22 protein-coding genes and 2 riboswitches are annotated in these 21,657 nt (G+C 37.6%); of the genes, 10 read left to right on the top strand and 12 right to left on the bottom strand.

Annotated elements, in window-relative coordinates:
• Positions 1-113 precede the first annotated feature (113 nt).
• Positions 114-581, top strand: a complete 468-nt coding sequence (locus AC3WJG_RS10080) for a YkyB family protein (protein WP_013056025.1) — start codon at positions 114-116, stop codon at positions 579-581.
• A gap of 50 nt (positions 582-631) precedes the next feature.
• On the opposite strand, the gene AC3WJG_RS10085 is transcribed toward AC3WJG_RS10080, so the two are convergent.
• Positions 632-1,537, bottom strand: coding sequence for a chemotaxis protein (locus AC3WJG_RS10085; protein WP_098248373.1), 906 nt, complete (start codon positions 1,535-1,537; stop codon positions 632-634).
• Positions 1,538-1,833: 296 nt separating this feature from the next.
• Here AC3WJG_RS10085 and AC3WJG_RS10090 point away from each other — a divergent pair, with 296 nt between their 5' ends.
• From AC3WJG_RS10090 to AC3WJG_RS10110, 5 genes are all read left to right on the top strand, one after another.
• Positions 1,834-2,433, top strand: a complete 600-nt coding sequence (locus tag AC3WJG_RS10090; protein ID WP_013082269.1) for a TetR/AcrR family transcriptional regulator — start codon at positions 1,834-1,836, stop codon at positions 2,431-2,433.
• Between the two features lie 113 nt (positions 2,434-2,546).
• Positions 2,547-2,741: a hypothetical protein gene (locus tag AC3WJG_RS10095; RefSeq protein ID WP_013056022.1), complete on the top strand. Its 195-nt coding sequence runs from the start codon at positions 2,547-2,549 to the stop codon at positions 2,739-2,741.
• Positions 2,742-2,944: 203 nt separating this feature from the next.
• On the top strand, positions 2,945-3,166 hold the full coding sequence (locus tag AC3WJG_RS10100; protein ID WP_028407926.1) for an IDEAL domain-containing protein: 222 nt from the start codon (positions 2,945-2,947) through the stop codon (positions 3,164-3,166).
• A gap of 96 nt (positions 3,167-3,262) precedes the next feature.
• On the top strand, positions 3,263-4,426 hold the full coding sequence (locus tag AC3WJG_RS10105; RefSeq protein WP_028407925.1) for an aminotransferase A: 1,164 nt from the start codon (positions 3,263-3,265) through the stop codon (positions 4,424-4,426).
• Positions 4,427-4,578: 152 nt separating this feature from the next.
• Complete coding sequence (locus tag AC3WJG_RS10110) at positions 4,579-5,190, top strand: nitroreductase family protein (protein WP_025749407.1); 612 nt, start codon at positions 4,579-4,581, stop codon at positions 5,188-5,190.
• A gap of 36 nt (positions 5,191-5,226) precedes the next feature.
• On the opposite strand, the gene AC3WJG_RS10115 is transcribed toward AC3WJG_RS10110, so the two are convergent.
• On the bottom strand, positions 5,227-6,012 hold the full coding sequence (locus AC3WJG_RS10115) for an SDR family oxidoreductase (protein WP_028407924.1): 786 nt from the start codon (positions 6,010-6,012) through the stop codon (positions 5,227-5,229).
• Between the two features lie 144 nt (positions 6,013-6,156).
• Here AC3WJG_RS10115 and AC3WJG_RS10120 point away from each other — a divergent pair, with 144 nt between their 5' ends.
• Positions 6,157-6,852 carry a GNAT family N-acetyltransferase gene (locus AC3WJG_RS10120; protein ID WP_028407923.1) on the top strand — a complete coding sequence of 232 codons (696 nt, stop codon included), beginning with the start codon at positions 6,157-6,159 and terminating at the stop codon, positions 6,850-6,852.
• A gap of 169 nt (positions 6,853-7,021) precedes the next feature.
• Here AC3WJG_RS10120 and AC3WJG_RS10125 read toward each other — a convergent pair whose 3' ends face one another.
• Complete coding sequence (locus AC3WJG_RS10125) at positions 7,022-7,798, bottom strand: hypothetical protein (protein ID WP_034275587.1); 777 nt, start codon at positions 7,796-7,798, stop codon at positions 7,022-7,024.
• A gap of 241 nt (positions 7,799-8,039) precedes the next feature.
• Here AC3WJG_RS10125 and AC3WJG_RS10130 point away from each other — a divergent pair, with 241 nt between their 5' ends.
• The 3 genes from AC3WJG_RS10130 (at position 8,040) to AC3WJG_RS10140 (ending at position 10,464) form a co-directional block, all read left to right on the top strand.
• The gene (locus AC3WJG_RS10130; protein ID WP_028407921.1) at positions 8,040-8,915 is read left to right on the top strand and encodes a LysR family transcriptional regulator; all 876 of its coding nucleotides are present in this window, start codon (positions 8,040-8,042) and stop codon (positions 8,913-8,915) included.
• Positions 8,916-9,412: 497 nt separating this feature from the next.
• Positions 9,413-9,781 (top strand): CidA/LrgA family holin-like protein, encoded by a 369-nt coding sequence (locus AC3WJG_RS10135; RefSeq protein WP_013082263.1) that lies wholly within the window; start codon positions 9,413-9,415, stop codon positions 9,779-9,781.
• On the top strand, positions 9,778-10,464 hold the full coding sequence (locus tag AC3WJG_RS10140; protein ID WP_013056013.1) for an LrgB family protein: 687 nt from the start codon (positions 9,778-9,780) through the stop codon (positions 10,462-10,464). The genes AC3WJG_RS10135 and AC3WJG_RS10140 overlap by 4 nt, the downstream gene beginning before the upstream one ends.
• 41 nt (positions 10,465-10,505) lie before the next feature.
• Here AC3WJG_RS10140 and ptsP read toward each other — a convergent pair whose 3' ends face one another.
• From ptsP to AC3WJG_RS10185, 9 genes are all read right to left on the bottom strand, one after another.
• Positions 10,506-12,227: a phosphoenolpyruvate--protein phosphotransferase gene (gene ptsP, locus AC3WJG_RS10145; RefSeq protein WP_102813905.1), complete on the bottom strand. Its 1,722-nt coding sequence runs from the start codon at positions 12,225-12,227 to the stop codon at positions 10,506-10,508.
• Positions 12,227-12,493: a phosphocarrier protein HPr gene (locus tag AC3WJG_RS10150; RefSeq protein WP_013056011.1), complete on the bottom strand. Its 267-nt coding sequence runs from the start codon at positions 12,491-12,493 to the stop codon at positions 12,227-12,229. The genes ptsP and AC3WJG_RS10150 overlap by 1 nt, the downstream gene beginning before the upstream one ends.
• A gap of 18 nt (positions 12,494-12,511) precedes the next feature.
• Entirely contained in the window at positions 12,512-14,566 is a 2,055-nt protein-coding gene (gene ptsG, locus AC3WJG_RS10155) for a glucose-specific PTS transporter subunit IIBC (protein WP_028407920.1), read from the bottom strand.
• 269 nt (positions 14,567-14,835) lie between these two features.
• Complete coding sequence (glcT, locus tag AC3WJG_RS10160; RefSeq protein ID WP_028407919.1) at positions 14,836-15,684, bottom strand: glucose PTS transporter transcription antiterminator GlcT; 849 nt, start codon at positions 15,682-15,684, stop codon at positions 14,836-14,838.
• Positions 15,685-15,815: 131 nt separating this feature from the next.
• Positions 15,816-16,688: a hypothetical protein gene (locus AC3WJG_RS10165; protein ID WP_102813904.1), complete on the bottom strand. Its 873-nt coding sequence runs from the start codon at positions 16,686-16,688 to the stop codon at positions 15,816-15,818.
• A 442-nt stretch (positions 16,689-17,130) separates the two neighbouring features.
• Positions 17,131-17,601: a 6,7-dimethyl-8-ribityllumazine synthase gene (gene ribH, locus AC3WJG_RS10170; protein ID WP_013056007.1), complete on the bottom strand. Its 471-nt coding sequence runs from the start codon at positions 17,599-17,601 to the stop codon at positions 17,131-17,133.
• Between the two features lie 91 nt (positions 17,602-17,692).
• Entirely contained in the window at positions 17,693-18,886 is a 1,194-nt protein-coding gene (locus tag AC3WJG_RS10175; RefSeq protein WP_337133423.1) for a bifunctional 3,4-dihydroxy-2-butanone-4-phosphate synthase/GTP cyclohydrolase II, read from the bottom strand.
• Between the two features lie 16 nt (positions 18,887-18,902).
• Complete coding sequence (gene ribE / locus AC3WJG_RS10180) at positions 18,903-19,562, bottom strand: riboflavin synthase (RefSeq protein ID WP_013056005.1); 660 nt, start codon at positions 19,560-19,562, stop codon at positions 18,903-18,905.
• Between the two features lie 278 nt (positions 19,563-19,840).
• A riboswitch (FMN riboswitch) is annotated at positions 19,841-19,991 on the bottom strand.
• A 107-nt stretch (positions 19,992-20,098) separates the two neighbouring features.
• Positions 20,099-21,133, bottom strand: coding sequence for a YkvI family membrane protein (locus AC3WJG_RS10185; RefSeq protein ID WP_225049647.1), 1,035 nt, complete (start codon positions 21,131-21,133; stop codon positions 20,099-20,101).
• 344 nt (positions 21,134-21,477) lie between these two features.
• A riboswitch (SAM riboswitch) is annotated at positions 21,478-21,584 on the top strand.
• Positions 21,585-21,657 lie beyond the last annotated feature (73 nt).

A 21,657-nucleotide genomic window follows, 5' to 3' on the forward strand; every position in this document is an offset into this window, starting at 1 on the left:
CAAAATACTTCTTCGTGTAATTATTTTCAAATGGGACAAGACACGCTATAATGAACGTATCAGCTTTCACCTTATAGGTTGAACAGCTGATATGATAGAAAGGGAGTGAACGTATGTCTCAAGCAAATGGACAAGGCTCTTTGACCCCGTCTGTATCTGAGATTGCACAAGCTATTTTCACTGTAAATCGTCACGCAAAAGCTGCTCCTGATCCTAAGCAGTTATATACGTTAAAGAAAATTGCATTAGATCAACTAATTTTAGAAGGAAAAGCAAAAAAAGAAGGACTTCACTTTTCGCCAAACCCTGGTAAAAGTCAACAAAAATCAGATGTACTTGTATCAGTTGGAGACTACTTTTTCCATATGCCTCCAAAGAAAGAAGACTTCAAAGAGTTATCACACCTCGGCCATTTAAACCATCAGTATCGAAATCCCAAAACGACTATGTCATTATCTTATGCGAAGCGCTTATTATCTAAATATACGGGTCATCTCGTACAGCCGGCTAAAAGCCCTGTTTCGACTCCAAGAAAACGGCAAGCACCTGTGTTTAAACCGCTGGGTAAAAGTTATTTTTAAAAATAGTGCCTGAAGTGGAGCAATCTGCTTTCAGGCACTTTTTTGTGATCCTACAAAATATAGAGATCGATCAACTCAACAAGCTCTCCGATTTCCGGCTTACTTACTTGTCCTTCCGCTCCTACCATCTTTCCCTTGTGGCGTAAATCTTCTGTGATAAGAGAAGAGAAGATAATGACTGGAAGTATAGAAAGCTGAGGATTTTCTTTCACTTTTTTAGTTAAATGATGCCCATCCATTTGCGGCATTTCTATATCTGTAATAAGCAGCTGGACTTGATCACTGATTTCCGCTCCTTCATCGATCACCGAGCTTAGATAGTTCCATGCTTCCTCACCGTTCTCAAAAAATTCCGTGTTCTCATAACCTGCTTGTGCAAGAGTATCTTCAATCATTCGGCGCAGCAGCGGCGAGTCTTCAGCCACGACAATCTTTTTATTAGAGCGTTCCCTAGCCCCTAGCTTTTTTATTTTCGACTGATTAATACCCGCATCAGGGTTCACGTCAGAAATCAACTTTTCAAAGTCTAACAGCAGAATCATTTGACCGTTTAATTTTACCACTCCAGTAATCTGTGTTTCCAAACCTTGATACAAATCTGAAGGCTTCTCAATTTCTTTCCAAGAAATACGGTGAATTTGCGTCACTGCATGGGTATGAAAGACAATTTTTTGCTGATTGAACTCTGTAACAATTAACTTATCTTTTTCCGGTGTATTTGAAGGCTCCATTTTTAACGCTTTTGCTATGTCAACAACAGGAAGTACTTCCCCTCTTAGCTCTATAATACCTTCTATGTAAGAATGCGCATTTGGAACAGGTGTAATAGATACGGGATTAATAATCTCTCTAACTTTTACTACATTGATGCCAAACCAAACATTTCCTACCTTAAATTCGACAATTTCCAGTTCGTTTGTACCACTTTCCAACAAAATTCCTTTATCTGGATTCATATACTTACTCCTCTCATCTCACCTGCTTATCTAATAGTCCATATTTCCCATTATAGTGACCGCCTCTTATATCCGTAAAGAAAAATTTTCTTATTTTGTTATCCTTTTTCCCTAAAACATATACATAAAATATTGTTTTACGAATTAACAGAATATTATATACTATATAAAAACATGAGCGTCGGTCTCTGTCATCTCATCCTCTGCTCAGTTTTTTACTTGCTCTACTTTACTTCTCTATACTAGCTTATGAACTTGAGTCAAACGACTACTCCTATTCGAACGAGGTGTAATTTATGAACAGAGGATTACAAAAAGAAGAAACAAAAAAACGCATCCAAAAAGCAGCTATCTCTTTATTCCAACAGCAGGGATATCAAAAAACGACTGTGTCTCAAATTACCCATGAAGCGGGTGTAGCAAAGGGAACATTTTTTAATTACTTCAAAACGAAAGAAGAAGTTCTTCACTACCTTGGAATTAATTTTACAAACCGTATCTCCTATAAATTAGAACAGCTCCTTCAAACAGAAGAATCAACTGCTGCCATTGTTAAACAACTGTTTTTATTATTAGCACAATCAAACGAAGAAGCGAACCCCCACCTAATCCGTTCTTGGTTTCATATTGCTATTACCAACAGTTCCTTTCAACAATCTGAAATTCTTCAAATTGAAAAAATGCGTGCTCATTTTACAAAAGTTTTTCAAACAGGACAAGACCGAGGTGAACTTATAGTCGATATCCCTGCCGAAGAAATGGCTTCTATTGCTATACTTAACTTTTTTGGCACACTTCTCTACTGGTGTACCAACCAACCCGACTCTGCTACCCTTCAAGAAAGAATAGATAAGTCGGTTACTCTTCTATTTAGAGGGTTTCTTATTCATTCCTAAAAGCCTGTTCACAAATTTTTAACAAGAAATCAAAGATAGCTGTGGACTCTACAGACAAAACGGTTTATACTACACAAAGTGAATGAATAATCTTAAAAGAAGGTGTTCGTAATATGAAAGGCTCCGTCATTCTTTTTAATGACGATAATGAAATGACCATTATTGAAAACGTAGAAGAAGCTGTATATCAAGATATTAAAGAACAAGAAGGCTCTGATCACTGCGTTGTAACATTGGACGATCATGAAGTTGATTTTGGCTACGTTTCCCCTGTTTATTGGCGTGAAGGCCAAATACACACTGACTAATATACAAGACCTGCATATATATGCAGGTCTTTTTATGCGCTTATTTTTTTGAATCGAGAATTGAACGTGAAGCAAGGAACCTCTGATTTCCTAACACATACCTTAGCACATTCGGAGCTAAAAACAGGGTTAACAACTATATAGAAAGGGTACATTTCAAGTAATAGAAGCTGCGTTTTATTTTAAAAAAGGAGGTTTATGTTATGAGTTCTTATCGAAAAAATATGAATCACTATTCCCACTCATCTCAGTACACACCTTACCAACACTATTACGCGAAAGAAGCTGATCGTATTTTAACGACTATGAGTACAAATTTTAATAAACAGCATTTGAAATCTCTTATCGACGATGCGTTAGATAACAGAGACGAAGAACAATTTTATGAACTAACAACTGCTTATAATAAGCTATATAACACCTAACTTAAAACCACTATTTGCAAAATGCGCAAATAGTGGTTTTTTACCTATTTTCATTGTGATAAAATGAGTTGAAAATACGCGGAAGGATTTGAAACCATGGAGCACTTAATTAATAAACGTGTCAAAGAAATTGAACTATCAGGAATACGTACATTTTATAATATGGTCTCACAATACCAAGATGTTTTATCCCTCACAATTGGACAACCTGACTTCTTAACACCACAACATGTAAAAGAAGCGGCAAAATCTGCAATTGATGGTAACCAAACTTCTTATACTCACAATGCTGGAACAATAGAACTGCGCGAGGCAGCAGCTCAATTTGTCAAAGAGAAATATGACTTGCACTATAACCCAGCGGATGAAGTGATTGTGACCATTGGAGCTAGTCAAGCAATTGATATTGCTCTTCGCACCATTTTAGAAGAAGATTCTGAAGTTATTTTACCTGGACCTGTTTACCCAGGATACGAACCGCTTATCCGGTTAAACGGCGCTAAACCTGTACATATTGATACAACCGAAACAGGATTTCGACTAACAGCGGATTTAATTCAACAACATTTGACGTCTAAAACAAGATGCGTCATCTTACCTTATCCGTCTAATCCTACAGGCGTGACGTTGTCACAGGAAGAATTAGAAGAAATTGCCGCTCTTTTAAGCGATAAAAATATTTTTGTACTATCTGATGAAATATACAGTGAGCTCGTTTTTGATAAAAAACATCAGTCCATTGCCTCCATTTCCTCTATGAGAGAGAAAACAATTGTTATTAACGGAGTATCAAAGTCTCATTCCATGACGGGCTGGCGAATTGGCCTTTTATTTGCTCCTTCTTATTTAGCCAAACATATTTTAAAAGTTCATCAATACAACGTGAGCTGTGCTTCTTCTGTCTCTCAAGCAGCTGCACTCGAGGCACTGACAGCAGGTAAAAACGATGCGGTGGATATGAAAAAAGAATACGAACAAAGACTGAATTATGTGTATGACCGATTAGTAAACATGGGATTTGACGTAGAAAAGCCGACTGGTGCTTTTTATATCTTCCCTTCTATTCAGAACTTCCACAGCAATTCATTTGATTTTGCCCTAGAGTTAGTAAAAGAAGCAGGTGTTGCACTAGTACCCGGCAGCGCTTTTTCTTCCCACGGTGAAGGATATGTACGCCTGTCGTATGCGTATTCCATGAACACACTGCGTGAAGCCTGTGATCGAATTGAAGCTTATCTTACATCTCGTCAATCACGTTAAGCCGATGGTGAGAAGTGTATGCATTTTTTTGTGAGTGACAGCACATAAGAGCGGGTATACTAGAAGCATATAAATTGACTTCAATAGTGTATCATTATAAAATGTGCATCGATTCACTAAAGAAATACATACTTTTAACGGAGGTTTTTATTATGACAAAAGATTTTTTTGATGTGGTAAATGAACGTACATCGATTCGAGAATATGACTCTTCAGCTAAATTAAGCAAAGAAGAATTAACGGAACTTTTAGAAGCAACAGTGAAGTCACCATCAGCTTGGAACTTACAGCACTGGCATTTCGTTGTTATTACAGACCAAGATGCGAAAGAACGTCTACTTCCAATTGCTTACAACCAAAAACAAATTACAGAAGCAGGCGCTGTAGTAGCTGTCTTAGGTGATTTAGAAGCCAATAAAAATGTAGATGACGTGTACAATCCACTAGTCGAAGCAGGTCACATGACAGAAGACGTAAAAAATATTTTGTCAGGACAGATTAACGGTGCTTATAAAAACGGTGCTTTTGCCCGCGATGCAGCGTTTACGAATGCTTCTCTTGCATCTATGACATTCATGCTTGCAGCAAAAGCAAAAGGATTAGACACTTGCTCAATGGGCGGATTTAACGCTCAAAAATTTGTAGAAGAATTTAAAATTGAGGATCGATACATTCCGGTTATGCTTATCTCAGTTGGAAAAGCGGCTAAAGAAGCTCACGCTAGCGATCGCTTACCATTAGATCAAGTTACAACTTGGATTTAACAAAAAACCCTGCAGCTGCAGGGTTTTTCTATGTAACTAAATAGATTTTACCATACCTCCGTCGATTAGAAACGACTGGCCTGTCATATATGAATTCGCTCCCGAAACAAAGAAAGCAACGGCTTTAGCAAACTCTTCAGGCTGACCGTAGCGTTTAAGAGGAATTTGGTTTCTCATCTCTTCTTCAATTTCTGAAACATCTACTCCCATTTTTTCAGCACGAATGGTATCTAGCTCTTTCACTCGGTCTGTTGCAATTCTTCCTGGCGCAACCGTGTTAATTAAGATACCGTCCTCTGCTAGTTCTGAAGCAAGTGTTTTGGTAAGCCCCACGATTCCTGTACGGAAGGTGTTTGACAGAATAAGTCCAGCAATTGGCTCTTTAATGGAAGAAGAAGCAATATTGACAATACGCCCTCCGCTCTTTTTCATAACGGGCACTACCTCACGAATAATACGAATATAGCTGAGGAGATTTAACTCAAATGCATGCTTCCAATCATCATCTGTTAAAGAAAGGAAGTTCCCAGCTTTAGGACCTCCTGTATTATTAATTAAAATATCAATGGTTCCAAACGTATCCACTGTATATTGAATAACATCTTGAATGTCTTGAGTTTTCGTGACATCTGCCGTTTTATGTAACACTTGTCCGCTTCCAAGATATGAAATCTCTTCCGCTACTTGGATTAGTTTCTCTTCTGAACGACTTGCAATCATAACGTTTGCGCCTTCTTCTGCGAGCCTGGCCGCAATCGCTTTACCGAGCCCTTGGCTGGCCGCAAATACAAGCGCTGTTTTTCCTTTTAATTCAACATCCATTTCTCTCACCTCGTCTAATAGTTCGAATCTTTTTAACTTTATCACGTTCTCGTCAAATTCTTCAATAAATATGAAATAATTTCTTTTTTTCGTATGGTATACTTAATTATCTGAAAATTATTTCTTAAAGGAGGCAAAAAAGCAGTGTATAAAAAGCAATGCTTTGTCTTTCATCAAAATAAGCCTGTAACATGTACGGTACGATCATATACATCAAATGACTTCGATGAGCTGATTCGGATTCAAGAAGAAAGTTTTCCCCCTCCTTTCCCTTTTGAATTATTATGGAGCAAAGCTCAGTTAAATAACCATGTTTCCCTATTTCCGGATGGAGCGCTATGCGTGGAGATAGACGGGACAATATGCGGATCTATCACAAGCGCGATTGTTTCAGTGGAAGGAAATGAGGCTCACACATGGGATGAAGTAACAGGAAGCGGATATATTCATACGCACGATCCTTCTGGTAATACGCTTTATGTAGTGGACGTATGCGTCACTCCTTCGCATCGATCGATGGGGCTTGGGAAGCTGCTTTTGCAGTCTTTATATGAAGTCGTGATTCATTACAAGTTAGAAAGGCTGCTCGGCGGGTGCCGCATCCCTGGATACGCATCAGTGTCTTCCTTGTACACGCCTGTTGAATACATGAACCTTGTATCAGCCGGAACTCTCTACGATCCGGTTATGACCTTTTTAATGCGCTGTGGCAGAACGCCTATTGGTCTCGCAGCAAACTATATTGAAGATGAAGATTCACACAACTACGCCGTACTAATGGAATGGAAAAATCCATTTTATACGGCTATTCAAAAAGAGGCTGGAACAAAGGTATTTTAGCCCAAGTGAAAAACGAACCGTTAATCAACATATTTGATTAACGGTTCGTTTTTTTGTGATGGTGAATATAGTTTTATCTGTTTCGTTCCTTCTAGCAGTCCAGCTCATCTATCTCATGTGTTCGTCTTTAAGTTGAATTCATTTAGTTATGTCTCAACCTCTTTTTAGATTATTGAACTTCTTCAATGCTCCACTCTAGCTCTTTATGAGTGAGAACTAGATGCGCCTGCAATTTACTCATCTCTTTGTGCTCAAACCGATCATTATACATTTCATTCATGTCGTCAAAGTCACCGATTGTATACAACGGAATTTTAATATCTCTACGGGATTGCACCATGTGTTCAAAATCAATAAACAAACCGTCATTCGTTAAAGTAAGAAGCGTATTTGCTAACACGAGCGGCAGTATTGGATATTCTAACTTCTTCCTTCTAAATACAAATCTTTTTTGCTTAATTGCTGACATTTTTAACGGAATGATTCGGCTTAAAATATGCTTCATATCATATACGTCTCGAAAATAGATTTTGTTATAAAATCCATCATCATGAGCTAAATAAACAAATTGATTACCGAGTTTATTATTAAATGGCGAATTGAGCGGTTTTTTTAAATGACCTAAATACAGCAGCGCTGCAATATCTTGAGGTTCTAACAAATCCAACGAAGATATATCCTCAAAATCAATCCAACAAAAGTCACCATAATTATAAACATCATCTTCTGCTAAAAGATGAATTTGTTCTTCTTCTACGTAGTCCATATGGGTTTGGTAATGGTAATCACTGTCTTCAAAACCGTGCTTTAACAATAATATATTTGCAAGCGGCGTAGGAAGGGAATGATAAAACTCTTTAAATTCAATTCCATATGTAATAAAGCATTTTTTATTTACATGGCCATTAATATAAACGATATCTCTTATTTCATCTGCTTTACTCAACCGTTCTAACCACCTTATTGATTGATTCTGTGATCGATATGTAACCGTTCTACTGATTTATATATTATACTTCTAAAATAAACAATGTGTAAATATATATTGTTGGCAATTTCTTTTGTATTCACTGCCTCTTCTACTGATCATTTTATTTGATAGGAAAGAAAGGTATAGAGCTGATTGTGAATGTGGTAGAATGTGTGTATCTTATTAATTAGCATGTATGAACACGGAGGTATACAAAATGGATGTTCGCCATTTGCATTACTTAACAGAAGTGGCTAAACATAAAAATTTCACAAGAGCTTCTGAAGCGCTGCATATTTCTCAACCTTCTCTCAGTAAAATGGTTAAATCATTAGAAGAAGAGCTGGGCACACCTTTGTTTGATCGCGCTGGCAAACAAGTTCAGCTTACCGATGCAGGAATAATCGTGTACGAGCAGGCTGAAAGCATTTTATCTTCTCTCCGAGATTTATCGGATTCCCTGTATGATTTAATGCATTTAAAAAGAGGAACCATCAAAATAGGCATTCCCCCTATTATTGGTACATTGTTTTTTCCTACTATTATTAAAGCATTTCGAGAGCAATACCCTGAGATTCATATTCAATTAGTGGAATATGGCGCTAAAAGAATGCAAAAATTTGTGGAACAAGGAGAAGTGGATGTGGGCGTAGTTTTACTTCCCGTTGATGAACACATGTTTTTTACGACTCCTTTAGCCCGAGAAACACTGCAGCTTGTTGTTCATAAATCTCATCCGTTGGCTCAGCATTCTACGATTTCATTAAAAGAGTTAAAAGACGAAACGCTTATTTCCTTTCATGAAGACTTCACCATGCATGAAATGGTCTATAACGAATGTTTAAAAAATGGATTTACACCTAATATTGCTTTTAAAAGCTCTCAGTGGGACTTCATTGGAGAGCTGGTAGCTGCTAATCTCGGCATTGCTCTTTTCCCTTATTCACTATGTGAAAAGCTTGATTTGGAGCATGTGAAAGTAATTAATCTCGAGAATGCTATTCCATGGGAAATTGCTTTAATCGTTAAAAAAGATCGATATATCTCTTATGCTACACAGGCTTTTATTGATTATATTAAAAGTACAGTTTAACAAAGCTGAGACAAAAGTAGTTTAATTAAAAATCCGAATGAGTTTCATTCTTGATAGAAAATCAAACTCGTTCGGATTTTTTTCATGGCGGTGTGACAAGTCATTCATACTAAATCATTTATCCCATTGGTTCGTCTTTAGATTGAATTGATTTAAGCATGTCTCCATCTCTTTTTTTTATTGCCTTTTATTAAATAATTAGACCTTATATTTCACAAACTCTTTTTTGAAAAGGTTACCAACGCATTTGTAAAGAGATTTCTTTCAACTATAACTAAAAAGAATAGTTATCATAGTTATTATATATTTCATATTATAGTCGTTTTTTTGTAAGATAAGTGTGTAGCATTCATTTACTCAAGTTGTATCCCCATTTGCAAAATCCAAATAGTTTCTCTTTTCCCATGATGGAGTCGTCTTTTCAGCATAGACGACTCCATTATTGTCTCAACAAACTAGGAATGAATGAATAAAAACATAAATAAAGGAGGCTAATCATGAAACTGATTATGGTGATTTTACAGATTTTATTACTAACGGCTCTGTTTTTAATAGGAGAAAGTATTTCACAGTGGTTTGACCTCCCAGTGCCAGGTAGTATCATCGGATTTTTCTTACTGTTTTTCTTACTGTACTTTAAAGTAATTAAATTAAGCTGGGTTGAACAAGGTGGAACACTGTTAGTGGGAGAACTATTACTATTTTTCATACCAGCCGTCGTTGGACTCATCAATTATGGAGATGTATTGATGCATTTTGGAATCCAGATTGTGATTATTATCACAATCAGTACGATTATTGTGATGTCTATAACGGGAATCATTGCAGAACATATTTCAAGAAGAAAGGAAGGTTCGCTAAAATGACATTACTCACATGGATTGCTCTTCCGCTTACACTGCTCGTTTATGTCGGCACAAAAGTGCTCTATAAAAAATATAAGTCTATGCTAGTTTCCCCTATTTTACTAGCCCCCATTCTTTTAATTGGCATCTTATTAGTAACGAATGGCTCTTATGATCATTATAAGCAAGGTGCCAGTGCTATTAGCTTTATGCTTGGACCAGCAACCGTTGCTTTTGCTGTTCCTATGTTTAAGTATTTTGATTTACTCAAAAAACATCGTGTTGAAATCAGCTTAAGCGTAGGGCTCGGCACGTTTGCTGCTATGATATCTTCCATGCTGTTAGCATTAGTGTTTCATTTACAATCAACGCTGGTTCATAGCTTGATTCCAAGATCGGTTACGATTCCTATTGCCGTTAATGTATCTCAGACGCTAGGAGGAGATCCAAATATCACCATTATGTTTGTGATTATAACCGGTGTAGTAGGATGTATGGTCGCTCCAAAACTGATTAAGCTCCTCGCACTGCACTCTTCTCTAGCAAGAGGTCTTCTTTTAGGAGTAGCTTCTCATGGGACAGGTACAGCAAGAGCTTTTGAATTTGGAAAAATTGAAGGTACTTTTTCTAGCCTTGGCATGATCGTAGCAGCACTTCTTACAATGCTGTTTGCGAATATGCTTCTGCCTACTATTTTCGCTTAAAAGATAAAAAAGGTGTGATCATATATGATCACACCTTTTTATTATCCAATATGAAAAGTTGATTTTACGAACTCAATAACTTCTTCCGTAGAAGACATTGATAGAATTGTATCTAAATGAGGTTCGATATCAGCTTTTGATAATTGACGGATTTGAGAACGAGCTTTCAGAATAGATGTTGCACTCATTGAGAATTCATCTAAGCCTAAACCTAAAAGAATTGGGATTGCAATCTCATCTCCTGCCATCTCTCCGCACATGCCTACCCACTTACCTTCTTTGTGAGCCGCTTTGATTACCATATTCACCAAGCGAAGAATCGCTGGGTTATACGGTTGATATAAATAAGACACGCGCTCATTCATGCGGTCAGCTGCAAGCGTGTATTGAATTAAATCGTTTGTTCCGATAGAGAAGAAATCTACTTCTTTAGCAAATAAATCTGCGATTACCGCTGAGGAAGGAATCTCTACCATCATCCCTACTTCGATGTCTTCCGAAACTTGTACGCCTTCTTGTTGAAGTTTAGCTTTTTCTTCTAAAAGAATAGCTTTTGCTTGACGGAACTCATCAACAGTAGCAATCATAGGAAACATAATTTTCAGATTACCGTATACGCTTGCACGTAGAAGCGCACGAAGCTGTGTACGGAACATGTCTTGCATCTCTAGACATAAGCGAATAGCACGGAATCCTAAGAATGGGTTCATTTCTTTTGGTAGATTTAAATAAGGAAGCTCTTTGTCTCCACCAATATCAAGAGTACGAACAACCACTGGTTTACCTTCCATACGTTCAAGAACTGTTTTATAAGAAGTAAACTGCTCTTCTTCCGTCGGAAGATCCTCGCGGCCCATATATAAGAATTCTGTACGATAAAGGCCAACGCCTTCGCCGCCGTTTTCTAATACGCCTTTTACATCTTCTGGTGTACCAATGTTAGCTGCAAGTTCAACGTGATGATCATCAGCTGAAACCGTTTTTTCATTTACAAGCTTAGCCCACTCAGCTTTTTGTTCTGCATACTCAGCGGCTTTTTTCTCGTAAGCTTTTACTGTTTCTTCGCTTGGATCAACGATAACTTCGCCATCTAAACCATCAACAATTACTAATACGCCGTTTTGAATGTCTTCCATAACTGTTTTTGTACCTACAACAGCTGGAATCTCCATTGAACGCGCCATAATTGCTGAGTGAGAAGTACGTCCGCCAATATCTGTTGTAAATCCTTTTACGAACTTACGATTTAACTGTGCTGTATCAGACGGCGTTAAATCTTCTGCGATAATGACAACTTCTTCTGAGATTAAGCTTGGATTTGAAACGTTTACACCTAAAAGATGAGCTAATACACGTTTTGTTACGTCACGGACATCAGCAGCACGTTCTTTCATATATTCATTGTCCATTGACTCAAACATATTAATAAACATTGCCGCTACTTCATCAAGTGCATGTTCAGCGTTTACATTTTCATTTGTAATTTTATCTTTAATTGGATTAATAAGTTCAGGATCGCTTAGAACTAATAAGTGAGCTTCAAAGATTTCTGCTTTGTCATCTCCAAGTTCTTTACGAGCGTGCTCTCTAATAATTTCAAGTTCTGATTTTGACTTTTCTAGCGCAGCTTCTAGACGTGCTACTTCTGCTTCAACTTCAGTTACTGATTTTTTTTCAACGGTTAATTCTGGATTTTCTAGACGAAATGCTTTAGCAATAGCAATGCCGCTAGAAGCGGCAATGCCTTGAATTTCCTTTGTCATTATTCGCCTAATCCTTCTTTGCTCATTGTATCTTCAAGAGCAGCAAGTGCATCTGCTTCGTCAGAACCTTCTGCAGAGATAGTGATTGTAGCGCCTTTTTGAATACCTAAAGACATAACGCCCATGATTGATTTTAAGTTTACAGTTTTACCGTTGAATTCTAAGTTGATATCAGAATCAAATTTGCTTGCTGCTTGTACTAAAGTTGTTGCTGGACGTGCGTGAATTCCTGAGTCTGCTGTTACTGTAAATGTTTTTTGTGCCATGTTAAATCAATCTCCTTTTTACTTTGAAATGTTAATAATATTTGCTTCTTGTTGAGAAACTTGGCCCTGCTTTAAGATATCAATTTTTTCATCAGCTTGTAAATTCGTGAAAATGATCGGCGTAATCGTCGATGGCGCATTTTCTTTTACAAAGTCTAAATCAATTTTCAATAGAGGCTGTCCTTTTTTCACTTCATCGCCTTGGGCAACTAAAGCTTCAAAACCTTCGCCTTTTAAATTAACTGTATCAATACCAACGTGAATTAAAATTTCACGTCCAGTCGTTGATTCAATACCTAAAGCATGTTTCGTCGGGAATAAGTTTACTATTTTTCCGTCCACTGGTGCAACTACTGTGCCTGTTTTCGGAATAATCGCAAAACCGTCACCCATTAGTTTTTGTGAAAATACCTGATCTGGTACTTCCGATAAAGGTACCAATTCTCCCTCAATCGGTGAAACAATATCATTACCATTATCGCTTCCTACTTCAGATGTTGCAACAGGTTTTTCAATTGTTTTTGTCTCTTCTTTTGTGACAACCGGTGTTTTGCCATTCATAATGTCTTGAATTTGACCTTTTAACGTGTCAGATTTCGGACCGAAAATAGCTTGAATATTGTTACCAACTTCAAGAACACCAGCTGCTCCAAGTTTTTTCAAGCGGCTTTTATCAACATTACCTACATCATCTACGGATACACGCAGACGCGTAATACAAGCATCTAAATGTGTAATGTTTTCTTTACCGCCAAGTGCAGCTAAAACATTTGTTGGAAGCTCTGCTGCTTCTACTTTTACATCTTCTTCTCCTTCTTCTTTATCTTCACGACCCGGTGTTTTTAAGTTAAATTTACGGATTGCAAAGCGGAAACCGAAGTAGTAAATAACTGCTAGAACTAAACCTACTGGAATAACTAGCCACCATGCTGTACGGTTTTGCATAACTCCAAATAGAACGTAATCGATAACTCCACCTGAGAATGTCATACCGATTTTAACATTTAATAATTGCATAACCATAAATGATAAACCAGCAAATACTGCGTGAATTGCAAATAGTACTGGTGCTACGAATAAGAATGAGAACTCAAGCGGCTCTGTAATACCCGTTAAGAAAGATGTTAAAGCAGCTGAACCCATGATACCAGCTACATATTTTTTGTTTTCAGGACGAGCTTCGTGATAAATCGCAAGAGCTGCTGCTGGCAATCCGAACATCATGAACGGGAATTTACCAACTTGGAATGTTCCTGCTGTTAAAGGCACGCCATCTGCTAATTGAGCAAAGAAAATCTTTTGGTCACCGTGAATATGTTGACCTGCTTTATTAACGTAATCACCAAACTCAAACCAGAACGGAGAGTAGAAGATGTGATGAAGTCCAAATGGAATTAATGAACGTTCAATCAATCCAAATACAAACGCTGATAAAGTTGGGTTTGCATCAATCATGTTAGTAGAGAAAGCATTTAATCCGCTTTGAATTGGCGGCCAAATGAAAATCATAATAACACCTAAAACAATTGAAAATACCCCAGTAATGATTGGTACAAATCGTTTTCCTGCAAAGAACCCTAAATAAGATGGTAATTCAATATTGAAATAACGATTATACATGGATGAAGCTAAAATACCTACTATGATACCCCCGAATACACCTGTAGCTAACGTAGGAATTCCTAAGATGCTAGTGTAAGCTGGATTGGCACCCATTTTGTCAGGATCTAGTTGTCCTGTAGCAACTAAGATTGTGCTCATCGTTTTGTTCATAATCAAGTAGCCTACGATTGCAGCAATACCTGCTACACCGTCACCACCAGCTAAACCAACGGCAACACCAACGGCAAACAATAGCGATAAGTTGTCAAATACAATTTGACCCGCTTGCGACAAAACATTTGAAACCAATTGAACCCAGTCTGCACCAAGTGCCGGTACTGCATCCAACAATGTAGGGTTTTGAAGCGCTGTCCCTACTCCAAGTAAAATCCCTGCTGCCGGTAAAATCGCAACCGGTAACATAAGCGCTTTTCCGACTTTTTGTAATACTCCAAAAAGCTTTTTAAACATGGCGCTTACCTCCTTTTATATATTTAGTGTGCAACAAGCTATTTATTTGATACGTGAATCATTAACGCGCTTTCATAAAACGCTTTCTTTAACTAGAAAACTTATTACATCTCCTGGTGTCCTGAGGCGAAACCTTCAATGATTGCGCTTTCTTATAACAAAAAAGGCATGAGGAAAAAGAAACGATAAATGGATACACTCATCCAATTACACATCGCTTCATTTCTCACTCATGCCTGATCGTATCAGTAACACGTATTGAAATGATTTTATAAATCCGTTTTTGTTATAAGTCGCTGCAGATGCATCGTTAAGTAAACGGCTTCTGCTTCATACACAGGTAAATGTAACGCTTGCTGCATTACTTTTATCACTTTCCAAGACACATTGTAACACAGGGGATATTCTTCTTTCAATAGCAAAGCAATTTTTTTTGGCTCTTCTATTTTTTCTCCTGTTTTTACTCGATCAATCGCAAAATGCAAATGACGAATCAATCTCATATAGTGCACGGATTCTTTGTCTACCCGCAGATGAAGCGATTCTTCAATCACATTAATAATCGTTTGAATAAGCTGCGAGTCTTGATTCACTTCCAGGAGGTTTTTTTCAGTCAGCGCACTGTGGATATGAAGCGCAATAAAACCAATCTCTCCTACTGGAAGCTGCACGCCTATTTTGCGACTAATAATTTCTACCACTTCAGATGCGATCGTATATTCCTCTGGATATAAAGCTTTTGTTTCAAGTAAAAATGGATTTTTAAGCCCCATTCCCTGCTGAAAACGTTTTATCGCAAACGCGATATGATCCGTTAATGAAATGTGTATGTGCTCATTCAAAGGAATGTTAACACGCTTTTGAATGTGCGTTACAATATCATTCATCATTTCAATCACGTCTTCATCCACTTGCGTTAAAAGCTGCTTGTATTGTTCTTGTTCTTCTTCACTCTTTAACAAAAACATTTTCTCCACGGCTTTTGCATCGATTTCATCGCCTTTTTTCTTATTAAACCCTATTCCTTTCCCAATTAGCACAACTTCATCATAGGTAAGGTGTTTAGCAATTAATACATTATTATTAAGTACCTTTTCTACAAAAAAGGACTCTTTCACGAATCCTTCACTCCCCTGTTTCGGCTTTCTATTATTTGCTTTCCTATCTTACAAATAATACGCATAACCGTCAATTCATTTTTCTTTGTTTCAAATATTATTGAACTAAACTATTTGAGTTACGTATTATCTTAGTAGTTCTTCGCTGGAAACGCAACGTCTTTTTTGCTTGTCCCATAACAATTTTTCATAATAAAGTTTTGAAGCATAACGCTCAGAATGAATGCACCCGCTTGTAGAAGCGTAAAAAGAACAAGTGAAGTGGTAATAGATACCAGCAAAACCCCATAGTGAATCAGTAAAATATCTACTATACGCAGCCCCGCTATAATCATTGCAGCTCCAACAAAAAATTCTTTGGCTACACTCCAAACGAGGAGAACCGTAACAACACAAACGTAAATCATCGTTGCATTTACGGAATCATGAGTAGCCGACGCAAACCATCCTGTATAAAACCAATCATTATGAAAATATGCTAACAGCATAAACATAATAGTAGAAGTAATGGCGAGCATCCCGAGAAAAAATGTAGCGTAATGCACAAATGTCATATACCGTTCTGTTAGCCATACATACCAAATCTTTGAAATGCTAAAGCCTATAGTCATTAAAGCGCCTGTATAGACTGTTTTCCACCAGTGATGTGTATAAATATCCCAGTGTAAAAATAATTCTTCAATCCCCATAAACATAGCTGAAATAATTAAAATATAGCGAAATTTCAATTGATAAGCAGCTACCACCATAGCCATGATTGGAAAAGCAAACGCTTGAGAAGTTAAGGACCCGAACAAATTATCAAAATATTCATTGGTCATAAAATCGGGATCGTAATCGTAACTTTCAAACAACACAAATACAACATATTCTAGTATATAAGCCATTCCAATGATAAAAAAAAGCAAAACGACTAGCTTTTTATCTTTTTTACGTATGAATACTGTAAGCAAAACGGCTGTGCTGATAATAATCAATGCAAAAAAAGCAGTATAATGAGGCATAGACGTCTCCCTTTTACGACCTAATTATTACTTAGAGTAAGACGTTTTAGCCAAATTATACATAGCTAGCTTCTATTTAAAAGAGCTTGAGACATAACTACATCAATCCAATCTAAAGACGAACAAACGGGATACATAAGATAGTATGGATCGCTTTTTACACTGCAGTTGATTTCTGAGCAAGACTTCGCCTTCCACAGGCGGCCGCGAAGCCTCCTCGCCTCCTCCGCTTCTGCAGGGTCACACTTCTTCCGCTTTTCCCGCAGAAGTCTTCGCCTGACCCTTTAATCTACAGCTAGAAGCCACTACATACACGAAACCTGCGTTCACCCTACCAATGAAAAAATCCGAACGATTCATCGTTCGGATCTTTCTTTAACTAACATACTTTTGTTTCAGCCTCTTTTAACTCTTCAGCTTATAAAAACTGAAATCGTATCTATTATCCTTCAATCATTTTTGAAAGGTTAGCCATTTCGATAGCTGATGCTGCAGCTTCCCATCCTTTATTTCCTGCTTTTGTTCCTGCACGTTCAATTGCTTGCTCAATTGTTTCAGTCGTTAATACACCAAAGATAATTGGCACGCCTGTTTGTAAGCTTTGAGATGCAACGCCTTTTGCTACTTCATTACATACAAAATCAAAGTGTGGAGTAGCTCCTCGAATAACGGTTCCTAGCGTAATCACTGCATCATATTTTTTAGATTCAGCTAATTTTTTGGCGATTAATGGAATTTCATAAGCGCCCGGCACCCAAGCCACGTCTACGTCTTCATCAGCTACGCCGTGACGTTTGAGCGCATCTTCTGCTCCACTAAGTAAACGGCCTGTAATAAATTCATTAAAACGCCCTACCACGATTCCAATTTTTAATCCTGTGCCTACTAAATTTCCTTCATATAAATGATTCATCTTTTGTTCCTCCTGCTAGTATTAATATATAGTTATTTACATTTCTTTTCATGAATTAGCTTCACTTGTTATAACGAAAAAAAGTGTAAAATTATAAATGTAATAAATGACCTAATTTTTTAGCTTTTGTATCTAAGTATTTTTTATTGGCATCCACTGCCGGCATTTGAAGAGGTACTCGCTCGACCACTTCAAGGTCGTAGCCTTTTAGCCCGGTAATTTTACGAGGGTTATTCGTTAAAAGCTTCATTTGTTTGACTCCAAGGTCTTTTAAGATTTGAGCACCGATTCCATACTCTCGTAAATCTGCAGCAAACCCGAGTTTTTCATTCGCTTCTACCGTATCGTATCCTTCTTCCTGCAGCTTATATGCTCTTAGCTTATTTAATAAGCCAATCCCTCTGCCCTCTTGACGCATATACAGCAGAATGCCGCGTCCTTCTTCTTCAATTTGCGTAAGAGCTGCGTGAAGCTGAGGACCGCAGTCGCAGCGTTCAGAACCAAACACATCTCCAGTCAAACACTCAGAGTGAACGCGAACGAGAACGGGGCTATTATGATCAATATCACCTTTGATAAGAGCCACATGTTCTTTATTATCAAGTTTATTTGTATATCCTACAGCTTTAAACTCACCAAATGCCGTAGGTAAGCTCACTTCTACTTCACGGCTAATAAGCTGGTCATGTTTGCGGCGGTAGGCAATCAAATCTTTTATTGTAATCATTTTTAAATCAAATTGCTCCGAAATTTTTGTTAAATCCGGTACGCGTGCCATTGTTCCATCTTCATTCATAATTTCACAAATAACACCCGCAGGCTTTCCTCCTGCTAATACTGCTAAATCAACAGCAGCCTCTGTATGACCTGCACGCTGGAGAACGCCCCCGTCTTTTGCAATCAATGGGAAAATATGTCCTGGGCGTTGAAAATCACTTGCTACCGTCGCTTCATTCACAAGAGCCATAACGGTAGCAGAGCGTTCGTATGCACTGATACCTGTTGTACTTGAAATATGATCAATACTTACTGTAAATGCTGTTCCATGTACATCCGTATTGTTCGCTACCATCGGGTGAAGATTCAATTTATGTGCAATTTCTTCATTAACAGGTGTACAAATTAATCCTCTTCCATGAGTAGCCATAAAGTTAATAACCTCAGGCGTCGTTTTTTCGGCTAATGCAATAAAATCTCCTTCATTTTCTCGATCTTCATCATCGCATACAATAACCACTTTTCCCTTTTTTAACTCTTCAATGGCTTCTTCTACTTTATGAAACATCTCTTTCACCTCACTGTTAATTTGTAAAACCATGCTGCTGCAATAAATCCTTCATGTTACCTGAACGATTCGAGGCGCCAGGAGTTGACTTATTTGTCATCATCTGATGCATATATTTAGCTAACATATCGCATTCAATATTCACTTTGTCTCCTCGCTGTTTGTCTCCTACGACTGTGTGAAGCACCGTATGGGGAATAAGAGAAATAGTAAATGATTGGTTGCTGACATCAAAAATAGTAAGACTTGTTCCGTCTACGGAAACAGATCCTTTTAACATCATAAATTCACGAAGTTCAGGATCGACTTGAATTTCATAATAAAAGGCATTTCCTTTGCGTGTTTTGCTTACAATGGTTCCAATTCCATCAACGTGTCCGCTAACGAAATGCCCTCCAAACCGGCCATTTGCAGCCATCGCCCGCTCTAAGTTAACACGTGATCCAACGGTTAGAAGCTGAAGGGTACTTGCTTTAATCGTCTCCGGCATGACATCGACCGTAAATTCATTTTGAGAGTAAGCCGTTACGGTTAAACACACGCCGTTAACTGAAATACTGTCCCCTAAGTTCACATCTTCTAACACGGTCTTCGCATCAATCGTAAGAACAATTGCTTCTGTGGCCTTTTGAATACGTTTTATTTTTCCAATTTCTTCAATGATACCCGTGAACATTTTCTTCACCTGCCTTGGCACTATTCCAACTTCTTATACAGTTTTGAAATAGCAGCTGCTTTTTTTTCATATTTATCTTTCCCCCAACCACTGAAAATAAAAAAGCCCCTTGAACAAATGTCCAAAGGGTCGGCTGAGCTGAATCAGTTTTATCTATGCAAAATTCCGCTAATTGTATACGAAATAAACAGTTATATTTTGTGTATAAAAACAAGGGTAGCTTTAAAAAAGGCAAGCGTGTCCCTTATTAATTCAACACAAAAAAACAACTGTGCTTCCTGATCCTTCTCCCATCCAGACTTTTACTGTCGGCTCTAGATTTTAACTAGATCCACCGCTAACATACATCGTATGAAAACGGGTCACGGGCTTAAAAGCATACGCTTTATCACCGCCGGTTGGGACTTACACCCGACCCCGAAGGATAATATATTCGACTGCTAGAGTCTTATTTGTTTTACATTATAGCAAAGTAAAATCGACTTGTCACATCATTTAACTTCGTTTTTTCACATCTATTCTTTAAAATCCAGCTTTTAGCTTATTTTTTCTTTTTTAATACATAGCATCCATACAAAAGCTAGTCCAATATAGCCAAATATCGGATACAAAAACTCAAGAAGCTGGGCATATCCGAATTGCCCAATAATAAAGCAAGCCAAGATAATAAATGCAAAAGCTTGTTTGTCATTCAGGGGAAGAAATGACTGAATCTGCTTAGCGATTCCAAATACATTTCCAATCAATGTAGTAAAAATCTCGCCTAACACAACTACCGTAAATAAAACATTCACCCACGCTGAGATATTTTTAACAACGGCACTCATCGGAATATCAAGTTGAAATGAATAAGGCAAATTGGAAAGGGCAAGATGAGTAGAAACAAGCATAAACGTAAGTACACATCCTCCTATTACGGCCCCTTTTTTAATCACGCTCCTATCTTTCACGGAGCTTCCTAATGGAACTAAAACAGCCTGAGCCAAAGCTAGATTTAGGGAAATATATAAAAAGGGACTAACCGCCCACTTCCACTGCGTGACGAGCGTTAAATCCGGCTTCGTTTGAATCAGTGAGAAATAGCTGATATTTGGCACAAAGATGATAAAAGCAAATGAAAGCATCATCGGCACAACAAGAGAATTAACCATTAAAATACCGTTAATTCCTTTGGCGATAAATATATAAGTTAAAACAATTGTAAAAATCATCCCAACAGGAGGCCATAGCCCGAACTGTTCTTTTCCTATTGCTCCCGTACTCGCTAGCATGACTGAAGTTACTCCAAATAAAATGACAATCATTACACCGTTTACCGCTTTTCCAAGCACATCACCAAATAAATATGTATTAAGCTGCTGATAAGAAGAAGCCCCAATTGCGTGCGAAAGCAGCATCATTTTCGAACCTAGCCAAATAAAAAACAAGCCGCTGACCAAAATCCCGACCATTCCAAGTTCCCCGTACTGTGTAAAAAATTGAACGATTTCCTTGCCTGTTGCAAAACCGGCTCCTACAACAGTGCCTACATACGTAGCAGCAACCTGCAGCGTGAGTTTCCACCTTTTCATACCCATCACCCTTCTACCCTTCATAGTTCACTATATGTAGAAACGGTAAAAAAAAGACGAGCCGTTTTACGTGTAAATCTACGCATATCCCAGCGCTTGTGCCTTTTCGTTTATTTTTTATTTTTCATTTTCTTTTTGTATTTTTCACAAAAAACTCCTTAACCCCTAACATAACAGTCATTTTCAAACAAAATATACGGATATTTTCCCTTTAGCTTTTAAATTTTCCTCAATATTTGCTGGAAATTCACAATTTACTGTTGTATAATTTCTAAAAATCAGATAAATTATTAAATAAGTATTCTTTCTATTTAAAAAAATATGTTTCAATTATATACAATTGATTCTTATCATGAGAGGTGGAGGGACTGGCCCTTTGAAACCTCAGCAACCAGTCGTTAGAGACATGGTGCTAAATCCAGCAAGCAATTTATTGCTTGGAAGATAAGAAGGCGAAAAAAGTCTTCTTCTTAAGAAGACTTTTTCTATTTTATCGGCATATTGCATAAAACGAATCACTCGTG

Source organism: Priestia sp. FW507-14D1A, from assembly GCF_058781295.1.